Source organism: Pseudoalteromonas sp. BSi20439 (genome assembly GCF_000241165.1).
Classification (GTDB): Bacteria; Pseudomonadota; Gammaproteobacteria; order Enterobacterales; family Alteromonadaceae; genus Pseudoalteromonas.
Window position 1 is genome coordinate 51,886 of the sequence record NZ_BADW01000024.1, and the last position, 10,525, is coordinate 62,410.

Sequence of the window (10,525 nt, forward strand, 5' to 3'; positions counted from 1 at the left end):
ACGGATAAAACTAAAATGAAACACATCATCGGCTTAAGTGCAATTGCACTAGCAATATTAAGCGGTTGTTCAAATACCGCCACTCTTTCTCAATCATCACAAACCTCACTTTTATCACCAACGCTCGTTGTAAGCCCTAACGATAACCGTGAATACAAAACCTTGAAACTTGCTAACGATATTGAAGTGATTTTAGTCTCTGATCCAAGCGCAGAAAAATCAGCGGCTTCACTTAGTGTAGGTGTAGGTCTGTTACACGACCCAATGAGCCAGCAAGGTATGGCGCATTATCTAGAGCACATGCTGTTTTTAGGTACTGAGCGATACCCTGACACTAAAGGGTACTCCGATTTTATGACTAAAAACGGCGGCGCGCATAATGCTTACACTTGGCTCGATATTACTAACTACATGTTTAAAATTAATAACGATGCGTTTGATGAAGGCTTAGACCGCTTTTCAGACTTTTTTAAAGCCCCTAAGCTTTACCCAGAATACACAGAAAAAGAAAAAAATGCAGTAAATGCTGAATGGTCAATGCGTCGTGAAATGGACTTTTTTGGCCAATTTAAGCTGGCACGTAAAATGATGGGTGAACACCCGGCTAACCGATTCTTAATTGGTAATCTTGAAACATTAGGCGACAAAGCGGATAGTTCGTTACACAAAGAAACAGTTGATTTTTATAATAAATATTACTCATCAAATATTATGAAAGTGGCGCTTATTTCTAATTTACCGATTGCAGAAATGCAGAAAAAAGCACAAAAATACTTTGCCGACATTGAAAATAAAAATATTGAAAAGCCTAGTGTTACTGCCAGCTTAGATTTTGATAATGCCGGTGGAAAACGTGTTTTTTACTCACCAAATGAAGACGTTAAACAATTACAGCTCGATTTCACAATTGCGAATAACCAAAATGAATTTGCAGTAAAACCTAATCGCTTTGTTGCCTATTTACTTAGTAATGAAATGCCAGGTAGCCCAGCACAATTATTACGTGATAAAGGTTGGGTATCTCAGTTATCAGCGTCTGCCTCTCCAAATCAGTATGGTAACTATGGCTCTTTAAATGTGAACATAGAGCTGACTGATGAGGGGATGAAAAACCGCGAATCAATTGTCGCGACAATCATGCAATACATTGACTTGATTAAGCGTGAGGGCGTTAATAGTAAGTACTTTAATGAAATTCGCACGTCGTTAAATAACCAGTTCAAATTTTTAGAAAAGGGCGATGAGTTTAACTATGTCAGTGCGTTGACTCAAAGCATGCAAGATTACCCGTTAAATCATGCGATAAACGCACCGTACTACTATGCTCAATTTGATGCTGATGCGGTGAACAATGTACTTAAGCAACTTAATGCCGATACACTGCGCATCTGGTATATTTCTCAACAGGAAGAAACAGATTCTGAGCTGCATTTTTACGATGGTAAATATAAAATTAACGATATTAGCGATGCAGAAATTGCCAGCTGGGAAAAACCAAGTGATTTTAATTTAGCCTTACCAAGTGTTAACAATTTACTACCAGAGAGTTTTGCTATTAAAACGCAAGCTTTTAAAGAGCAGAAGCATCCTGAGCTTAGCTATGATAAAAACGGCGTAAAAATTTGGCGCCAAGCAAGTCAGCAGTTTGCAGAGCAGCCTAAAGGTTTAGTTGAGGTGTATATCAACACGCAAACAGGTTTGCATGATATTAACTCAACCGTACTTTATTCTGTTTGGGCTGATCTGTATAACACTCAATTAAGTCAGTTACGAACTGAAGCTGCCATTGCTGGTATGAACGTTAATTTAAGCTCAAGTAATGGATTGGTGCTATCGTTAAGTGGTTTTACCGATAAACAAGATATTTTACTTAAACAAGCGTTAGCTGGGTTTGACGATGAAATTTCAGCACAAGCGTTTAATCAAGCGATTGACCGTTATCAGCGAGATTTACTAAATCAACAAAAACAGTTCCCGTATGCACAAGCATTTGGTGAGTATTCTAAGCTAACTCGTACTGGTAGCTTTGATACAGGTGCGCTTATTAATGCTGCAAAAGCACTAACGCTTGCAGATTTACAGACCTTAAAGCAAAGCACGTTAGCGAATAATAACTTACGTGTATTTAGCTACGGTAATTACAATCAAAAAGACATTGATGCTATTGCTGCTGAGTTAACGGCTATTTTACCAAGCAGCCATACTCAAACTGAGTTTGCACGTAGTAAAGCATGGTTACCGCAACTAGGTGAAGCGCGTGTATTACACAAAGATATTGATGTAGCCGATGTAGCGGTGGTCGATATGACTATCCACCCAACACCTGGTTACAAACAAAAAGCACAGGCAGCTGTATTACAAGGGCACTTTAGAACAATCGCGTTTGATAAAATGCGTACTGAAGAGCAACTTGCCTATGCAGTAGGCGCATTAGCGCGTCCTATTGAAGATTACTCTGGTATTGGTTTATTTATCCAAACACCGGTGAAAGGGCCAAAAGACATTCAAGTACGCTTTGATAAGTTCAAAAAAGAGTACGCTTTAGAGCTTAATGCCATGAGTGAAGAAACATTTTCACAGCTTAAAAATGCAACCTTGGTATCGTTAAAAGAGCAGCCCAAGAATTTAAGTGATGAAATGAGCCCGCTTATTAACGATTGGTACCGTGAAAACTTTGATTTTGATTCAAAACAAAAATTAATTGCAGAGGTGGAAAAAGTCACACTTGCTGATATTAAAGATTACTACCAGCAAACAATGTTAAATCCAAAAGCAGCTCGTTTAAATGTGCAGCTACGCGGCACTAAGTTTAGTGATAGCGAGTTTGCTGATTTACCAAACCAAACTAAAGTGACGAGTTTAGATGCCTACTACAGCGATATAAAATTGCAAAAGTAAGTTGAAATTACTTTAAAACCAAAAACCCAGTCACTGTTGACTGGGTTTTGTTTTAACGGTGCTATATTTTTGGCTAAGTATGACTTTAATTAAATACTCACTTTAAGCCATTAGTAAAAAGCCAATGATGGCTAAAGCTGCAGCAATGAGTGTATAAGGTAATTGAGTCACGGCATGACTGATTAAATTACATCCTGAGCCTTGAGCTGCCAGCACGGTAGAGTCAGAGTAAAAACAGGCTTGGCTGCCAAATGAAGACGCTGAGAGTAATGCGCCAATCACCAATGGAATATTTGCATCAACAGCGGTTGCCAGTGGCATAACAATAGGGATTGAGACCGCAAAAATACCCCAACTTGACCCCGTCGCAAACGCTAATATCGACATCGCAACAAATACCACCGCGGGTAAATAGCCAGCGGTCATATATGGACTTAAGCTGCCAATTACAAATTGTGGTAAACCAATCAAGTCACATACGTCTTTAAATATAAAGGCGGCTATTACAGTCCCAATTGCCGGGATCATACTTTTAAAACCATCCAGCATACGCTCTATCATTTCGCTAAAGCTCATTAATTTTTGTAACGCGTAAAATGGTAAAGTAACAGCCATTGTCGCTAAAAGGCCTTTGTATACGTCTATTTCAAAGTAAACAGTAAATGCCACTAACAAAATAATCGGCAATAAAAAGTTATATAACTTACCTTTGGGATCAGCATCTTCAAAGTGTTCTTCTGCTGCTTTAACTGCGTATTCATCCGCCGTTTGTACCTCAGTATAAAGCGCAGGCTCTAAAGATGGAGCGTGAGTAAGCGCAAGTTGTTCTGCTTTTTTCATAGGGCCAAAAGTAGGGATCACACCTGCAATAACCAGCACCACAGTCAGCACCGCAAACCATGCATAAAACATGTAAGGAATAGCCTGCATATAAACGGCAATGCCTTGGCCTTCTTCTGCAATGCCGTTATCCACTAACAGGCCACCAAAAAATACAGCCCACGTTGACAAAGGGACGAGTACACAAATAGGCGCTGCCGTTGAATCAACAACGTAAGCGAGCATTTCACGACTCACTTTAAATTTGTCGGTGATCCGCTTCATGGTTTCACCCACGGTAAGCGCGTTTAAATAATCGTCAATAAATATCACGACACCCAAACAAAAGGTCATAAATAAGGAGGATCGTTTACCTCGGGTGTACTTTAAAGCCAAACTACCAAACGCAGAAGCCCCTCCAGTGCGCACTAATAAGGCAATAAGCGCACCAAAGCCGCCACACACAAGTATTAACCAACCAATGGTTTCATCAGTCATTACTTTGAGTGATGTGCTGGCAAAATTTGAGAGAACTTTGCTAGGGTCAGCTAAAACAAGGCCAACTAATGCACCAATCAGTAACGATAAAATAGGGCGGCGTAAAACAACAGCCAATACAACCACTACCGCAGGCGGCAGTAGAGTTAACGCAGAAGGTTCAAGCATTTATAAGATCACAAAATTAAAAGCAGATTTAAAAAGTAAACTGCTTATACAAAAACAAAGAAGATGATAAGTTTGTTGTTAAATCATTTTCCAAGTCACTGCTTTTGCACGCGTGGAGGGCACTTAAAAAATTATGTTAAATTAATAGTTTTAGTGAAACGCGTTGGCTTTGGCGCCAGACGGCGCAAGGAATGCATGCCGCTATTGTTGTGCCTTTAAAAACATCGGCGCAAAAATAATCTTCTTTTTTATTTCAGTCAATAAAAAAATATCGGGTCGTTAAAAATTTATCAGGAGTTATTTTGAATATTGCTTTTACAACAGAGCGTTTATACATACGCTTCGCACAAATAGCAGACGCGGCAGAGTTATTTAAGTTGGTTAATCAGGATAATTTCACTAAATACATTGGTGATAAAGGTATTTACACCTTAGACGACGCTAAAAAATACATCAAAGACAGTTTTATATCTGCCCATAAGCAGCATGGCTTTGGGCCTTATATAATCGTATTACATGATGAAACACTGGTTGGTATTGTTGGGTTTTATCAGCGAGCTGTTCTGCAATATCCCGATTTAGGGTTTGCGCTAAAAGACGGTTTTGAAAAAAAGGGCTATATTTTTGAAGCGGCAAATACCTTGATAAGCCATAGACAAAACTTGGGGATTAAACAAGTTACGGCGATCACCCGCAATGATAACCGTGCATCAAAAAATGTATTACAAAAGCTCGGTTTTAAAACCCAAGGTCAAGTGATTATAGAGAACACTAACATTGCGGTAGATGTATATTTACTTAATACAGAGCGAAATTAAATTCGCGCTTTTTCAATTTCTTTTGCCGCAAGGATGTTGATTTGTTGCCACATTTTTTCAAGAGTCGCCACCAATGAATCATAGCCATCATCATCAATTGGCAAAACAGATGAGAAATTATGGATGCTTATTAAACGCCTACCCGATTCTGGGTGAGTGTAGTATAAACGCCATAGCCCTGAAATATCTGCATTACCTTGCAGATCACCGTTAAAGTGGTGTAGTTCGTATTCTAATTCGTAAAATGTTTGTTGCTGTTGGTCAGTAATAACGGGTAAGCCTTTAATAACCATCCAGTTGGTCATGGTATTAAATAATGTTTGCTGCGCGCTGGCACTGAGCATAACATCTGGCGACTCGCCCCATAGATGATAATTAGCAGCATGGATTTGATTACTATCTACTTTCATAGCAATACCCCGGTTATTCAATGCGCCTCTTAAGGTGACTGTTTGCACGCGCAGTTGTGCCTGTGTATCTTGCACATTTCGCGAAGAGTCATTAATGGGTTGCTCAAATTGGTAATACTGAATTGTTGTTTGAATAGCAGAGCTGCAACCACTGATAAAGATCACACCCGTTAAAAGTAAAAATAGTGCTTTCATTATTGTTTCCTTGGTTGCGGGTCGCTAGGCAGTGACTTATCAAAAATGAGCATGTTAGGTTGTTCGTTTAAACCACGAGTAAGTGGTTGGAATTCTTCAGATAAACGCTTAATTTGCAGCAGTGTTTGTTCAAGCTGGTGGTGCATTTGTGAGCCTGCTTGATAGCTTGCCATGGTTTTATCAAACTGCCGCATGGTTATTTCAAATTGCTCCATGCTTTTGGTTATTTTTTCGAGATTACGATTAAAGTCACCGGGTAAATTTTGGGTGTCAGGTTTACTTAATAATGTGCGCATTTCACTGGCCAACGCTTGATACTCGCTGAATGTTGTTTGCATTTTTGCCAAACTGTCTTCAATTTTTAAATTATTTACCTTATTCAGCACATCAGACACTTGGTCAGCAAGCACCGTTATACCACTAGATACACTCGGAAACACATCGTATTGAGCAAGCTTTTTAAGCTCGCTTTTTGGGGTGTCTGTGTAAAAGTCAAAGTCGACGTACACTGCACCAGTGAGTAAATTTCCCGGTTTAAGCGATGCTCTCATGCCATTTTTTATCCACTCGATTATGCTTGATTTCCAATACTCTTTAGCTAAGGCGTTGTTGTGGTATAAACGTCCATATTCCACTTTGATCAATACAGGGACAGCGGTACTTTTAGCGCGAAAATGAGCCGGTTTTCCATCTATAATTACATTGGCGGGTGCTTCAACCACAGTACCTACGCGTGTACCGCGATACTCTACTGGGGCACCTACACGTAACCCTCGAATAGATTGTTCAAATTCAATAAGGTAATAATCAAAATCATAAAAGCGCTCTTCTAGAGCTTGTTTGTAACTTTGGCTTAAAGAAAAGCTATGGCTGTCTTGCGCTAAATCGCCAGGAGCCTGCTGCTCAGGTAGTCCGACAGAGATCCCCCCTTTCAATAATTTGCTTAAAGAACCAGTGTTAATGTTGATACCATCTGCGGAAAGATCTATTTCTATACCTGAGTTAACCCAAAAAATAGAGTTTAAGGTGATCAAGTTCTCATAGGGGGCTTTAATAAAAATACCGTATTGCATTGCTTGGTTTTTCCAATCAAAAGTAGCGGTTTCTATTTGGCCTATTTTATAGTTTTTAAAAAATATGCCAGTACTGACATCAAGTACTTCTGCATTGTAACTGAGTAACTTAAAACGGCCACCTTGAACATCTTTGCCTATTAATGCGGGTTCCTCTTGAAGTTTAAACTGCTTCTTTAGTTGTTTACTTTCGCCTGGCGAAAACTCTAAATAAACGCCTGAGAGCAAAGTGCTCATGCCACTAATGCCAGTTTCATCTATGCGAGGTTTTACAACCCAAATGCTGGCATCTTCGGTAAGTAAATTATCGTAATTTTTATCTATTTGTGCCCGAGCTATTACGCTGTCTTGGCTGTCAGAAAGACGGACGTGATCAATTTGTCCTATTTTAACACTACGTACTTTAATTTCTGTTTTACCGGCAACAATGCCCTCGGCTTGCGGCATAGAAATATAGATTGTTTGACCTTTATTTAATTGGTATTGATAAAGCATCCAAATACCTACCAATAAGGCAACCACGGGAATAATCCAAATCGCAGAAATCCGTGTTTTTTGTGCTACGTTGGCTGTTTTAGTCATGCTTTATTCTCTGCGTTTTTATTTTTAGGTGAATCCCACAGTAAACGAGGGTCAAATGCGTGTGCTGCCATCATTTGACATAATACCATAACAGTAAAAAAGACGATGCCTAAACCAGGTATAACCGACATTAAGTTTCCTAACTGCACAAGGGCGACTAATATAGCCACAACAAATACATCAATCATAGACCACTTTCCTATAAATTCAGTTAGTTGGTACACTTTTGTGTAACCTTTTGTATAAAGGTTGGCGGGCTTTGTAACCATAATGCACAAAAAGCTTAAAATAAGCGCCTTGGCTAATGGCACCACTACACTTGCAAAAAATATAATCAGCGCAATAGGGTATGAGCCACTATTCCATAAGGTAATTACACCGGAAATAAGGGTTGCAGGAGTTTCATCCCCTAGGCTAATAGTGTACATAATGGGCAGTAAATTTGCTGGGATATAACAAATAAGTGAAGTAACCAACCATGCCGCTGCCTTTTGTACGCTGTAGGGGTTTCTTAAATATGTTTTACTATGGCAACGAGGACAGATTGATTCAACGCTCAGCTGATGGCAAACATGGCAGGCTTTTATATTCTCATCAATAGCCCGCTCAGCGTTTGAAGTATTTTGAAGTGTAGTGGCAGGGCTTACTTGAGACCACAGCCTAGCACGATTTAACCGTGTTAACGCACTAACATATAAAACTACAAATCCCACATAGGCAAAAAAGCTAGTGCCAAAACTAACATCAGCTAATGACATTATTTTAACCATACTAACCAAAACACCAATCAGAAATATTTCTGACATGATCCAAGGCTCTAGCGTTAAAGTGAATTTTAATAGTCTTCTTGCAACTGCTTGCGGCAGTGCTTTAAGTGCGCCTAAATGCAAAGGGATCAAAATAATCAGCAAACTCATAGGCAGAAGAATAATGCTGATATCAATAAATAGGCCGAGTAAGTCACTATCATAGTTAAATAAAATCCGTGCTGCGTCGGGCAGGGTAATCGTTTGGGTAATACCGTTGCTACTAAAAGAAATAAATGGATAAAACATACTGCTGAGCAACATCAGCAGTGCGCTGAGGCTCAGGGCGACTATTTCGATGTCATTATTAACATTAATACCGCGAATCTTATAGTTGCAGCGAGGGCACAGTGCGACTTGCTTTGCATCAATGTCGGGAATATTAATGATAAGATCACAGCTTGGGCAGGCAGTTTGCAAAATGTTAGCTTATAGTTAATTCAATAATTTAAATATTGCTATAATTAATAGCTAAATACAAACACTGCGGCTAAATTACTAACAATATAATAAGAAAAGTAACCCCAACAACAGAAAAAAAACGGATTAGATAATAGTGTGAAAGTACTATTTTTATTAGCCTTAGTGTTTATGTGGCGATAGCTTGGCATTTGTTAAAGGTATTAATCAGCAACGAGTTATTATTGCGGCTAACCCTACTGTTGCGCCTTATGTAATAAGTGAAAATGATTCAGGTATTCAGCTCGAGATTGTAAAGGCAGCACTTAACAATCAAGACATAAATGAGGTTGATGTACATTAATGTCAAATCAGCGTGCAGATGCTTTATTGAACCAAGGCCATGTTGATATTGCATTAAATTACTCGGGTATTTTAATTGCTGGCATATATCGAAGCCAATCGGTTGTTAGTTATGAGAATGTGGTGGTGAGTCTTAAAAAGAGTAACTTCACTATTAATAGTATTTACGATCTGGCGACTAAAAGTGTTTTAGCATTTCAAAATGCGCCTGCTTATTTACCCAAAGAATTTGGTCATAACTTGGAAAACTTGAGAGGCTATAAAGAAGTATTCAATCAACAAGCGCAGATACACCATTTAATGGCAGGGTGGGTTGATACGATTATTCTCGATAGGCGTATATTTCTTCACTACTTAAAGGAATATCAAAAAACTAATGCCACTAAAGATTTTGTTATTCATGCTATTTTTCCACCTGCGGCAAGGCCTGCGTATTTTAACAATGATTTGCTGAGACAGCAGTTTGACAAAGGCTTAGCAAATATAATTCAAAGCGGTGAATATCGCACCATAATGCTTAACTTAGATAAGCAATATACCCAGCGCGACTTCACTCGTTTTTAATTAATCAAATAAGGCAACCGTTTGACGGGTGAGTGCAATAAGCTCACCCGATTGCGACCAAATACAGCCATCTTCTAAGCCGTAGCCATCTTTTGAATGATGAGTGATTGCTTCAAAACCCAACCATTCACCTGGCACTAAATTAGGCGCTTGTACAAATTCTAAATACCATGACATGCTACTAGCCGGTGCAGGTTGCTTAAACATTTGTAGTAATGTTGGCGGCCATGCGTCAGTAAGAGCAATAACATGAGCTTCTGTAATTTCTTCAGGCGTGTGTTTAAATCGCATCCAACCACCAAGGTGAGATGTTTGCGCACTACTAAACGGCATGGCGCCTTGTTGCGGGCATAAATCAACATGCTGAAAAAATTCTGGCATTTTCCCAGGTACAAAGCCTAAACAATGGCCTTCGTTTACAGGGTGTAAGGTTAACGACTTTGATACCGGCACATTAATTGATGAGTTACGATTTTTGGCGAAACAGGCCTGCACGATGACACACACCGCATCATCTTGAATCGCTTTGGCGAGCACTTGGGTACTGCTTTTACCTTCACGTAATATTTCTACCGATAAAGAAAACGGTTTTTCAGCCAATAATGGCCCTACAAAGTTTGTACTTAAAGAAAGCAGTCTTCTTGATGAATCAACTTTATTGCGCATTGCTTGATAAAGTAGCGCAGCAGAGAGGCCACCAAAAGCAGTACGACCTTGGCACCAGTTAGCAGGAAACTGCATGGTATTGGTTAACGGGTCAGTTTCCTGACTCGCTTGGGCTGCTTGTTTTAATAATTGTTCAAAGTGCACAAATAATGTCCTTTTGCTGTTATTTGCTGAATTTATATCACACCCAAACTCATCAGACCAGACAATAAATAAGCTCCCAAATTACAAAAAATGAGCAATCCCTACTCTTTTTAGGGTTATTT

9 protein-coding genes are annotated in these 10,525 nt (G+C 39.2%); 4 read left to right on the plus strand and 5 right to left on the minus strand.

What is annotated here, in order from left to right; all coding sequences use genetic code 11:
- The first annotated feature begins 15 nt into the window (after positions 1-15).
- The gene (locus P20439_RS02535; RefSeq protein ID WP_008464373.1) at positions 16-2,898 is read left to right on the plus strand and encodes an insulinase family protein; all 2,883 of its coding nucleotides are present in this window, start codon (positions 16-18) and stop codon (positions 2,896-2,898) included.
- A 102-nt stretch (positions 2,899-3,000) separates the two neighbouring features.
- On the opposite strand, the gene P20439_RS02540 is transcribed toward P20439_RS02535, so the two are convergent.
- A complete protein-coding gene (locus tag P20439_RS02540) occupies positions 3,001-4,383 on the minus strand; it encodes a Na+/H+ antiporter NhaC family protein (RefSeq protein ID WP_008464374.1) in 1,383 nt (460 codons plus the stop codon).
- Between the two features lie 302 nt (positions 4,384-4,685).
- Between P20439_RS02540 and P20439_RS02545 the strand changes: the two genes are divergently transcribed.
- Positions 4,686-5,201: a GNAT family N-acetyltransferase gene (locus P20439_RS02545; protein WP_008112358.1), complete on the plus strand. Its 516-nt coding sequence runs from the start codon at positions 4,686-4,688 to the stop codon at positions 5,199-5,201.
- Here the strand turns inward: P20439_RS02545 and P20439_RS02550 are convergent.
- From P20439_RS02550 to P20439_RS02560, 3 genes are read right to left on the minus strand one after another with little or no spacing between them, the layout of a single operon-like run.
- A complete protein-coding gene (locus tag P20439_RS02550) occupies positions 5,198-5,806 on the minus strand; it encodes a PqiC family protein (protein ID WP_008112359.1) in 609 nt (202 codons plus the stop codon). The two genes, P20439_RS02545 and P20439_RS02550, sit on opposite strands and share 4 nt — an antisense overlap.
- Complete coding sequence (pqiB, locus tag P20439_RS02555; protein WP_008464376.1) at positions 5,806-7,461, minus strand: intermembrane transport protein PqiB; 1,656 nt, start codon at positions 7,459-7,461, stop codon at positions 5,806-5,808. Before pqiB ends, P20439_RS02550 begins: the two co-directional genes overlap by 1 nt.
- Entirely contained in the window at positions 7,458-8,687 is a 1,230-nt protein-coding gene (locus tag P20439_RS02560) for a paraquat-inducible protein A (RefSeq protein WP_008464378.1), read from the minus strand. The genes pqiB and P20439_RS02560 overlap by 4 nt, the downstream gene beginning before the upstream one ends.
- A gap of 184 nt (positions 8,688-8,871) precedes the next feature.
- Between P20439_RS02560 and P20439_RS18430 the strand changes: the two genes are divergently transcribed.
- Both P20439_RS18430 and P20439_RS02565 read left to right on the plus strand, forming a co-directional pair.
- A complete protein-coding gene (locus tag P20439_RS18430) occupies positions 8,872-9,030 on the plus strand; it encodes a hypothetical protein (protein WP_008464381.1) in 159 nt (52 codons plus the stop codon).
- Positions 9,030-9,593 carry a transporter substrate-binding domain-containing protein gene (locus P20439_RS02565; RefSeq protein WP_008112363.1) on the plus strand — a complete coding sequence of 188 codons (564 nt, stop codon included), beginning with the start codon at positions 9,030-9,032 and terminating at the stop codon, positions 9,591-9,593. The genes P20439_RS18430 and P20439_RS02565 overlap by 1 nt, the downstream gene beginning before the upstream one ends.
- On the opposite strand, the gene P20439_RS02570 is transcribed toward P20439_RS02565, so the two are convergent.
- The gene (locus tag P20439_RS02570; RefSeq protein WP_008464384.1) at positions 9,594-10,403 is read right to left on the minus strand and encodes a thioesterase family protein; all 810 of its coding nucleotides are present in this window, start codon (positions 10,401-10,403) and stop codon (positions 9,594-9,596) included.
- Positions 10,404-10,525: the final 122 nt, after the last annotated feature.

What these genes read in the sequence shown, in the direction of transcription:
- P20439_RS02535 (WP_008464373.1), top strand. Translation starts at nt 16, where the DNA reads ATGAAACACATCATCGGCTTAAGTGCAATTGCACTAGCAATATTAAGC.
- P20439_RS02540 (WP_008464374.1), bottom strand. Translation starts at nt 4,383, where the DNA reads ATGCTTGAACCTTCTGCGTTAACTCTACTGCCGCCTGCGGTAGTGGTT.
- P20439_RS02550 (WP_008112359.1), bottom strand. Translation starts at nt 5,806, where the DNA reads ATGAAAGCACTATTTTTACTTTTAACGGGTGTGATCTTTATCAGTGGT.
- pqiB (WP_008464376.1), bottom strand. Translation starts at nt 7,461, where the DNA reads ATGACTAAAACAGCCAACGTAGCACAAAAAACACGGATTTCTGCGATT.
- P20439_RS02565 (WP_008112363.1), top strand. Translation starts at nt 9,030, where the DNA reads ATGTCAAATCAGCGTGCAGATGCTTTATTGAACCAAGGCCATGTTGAT.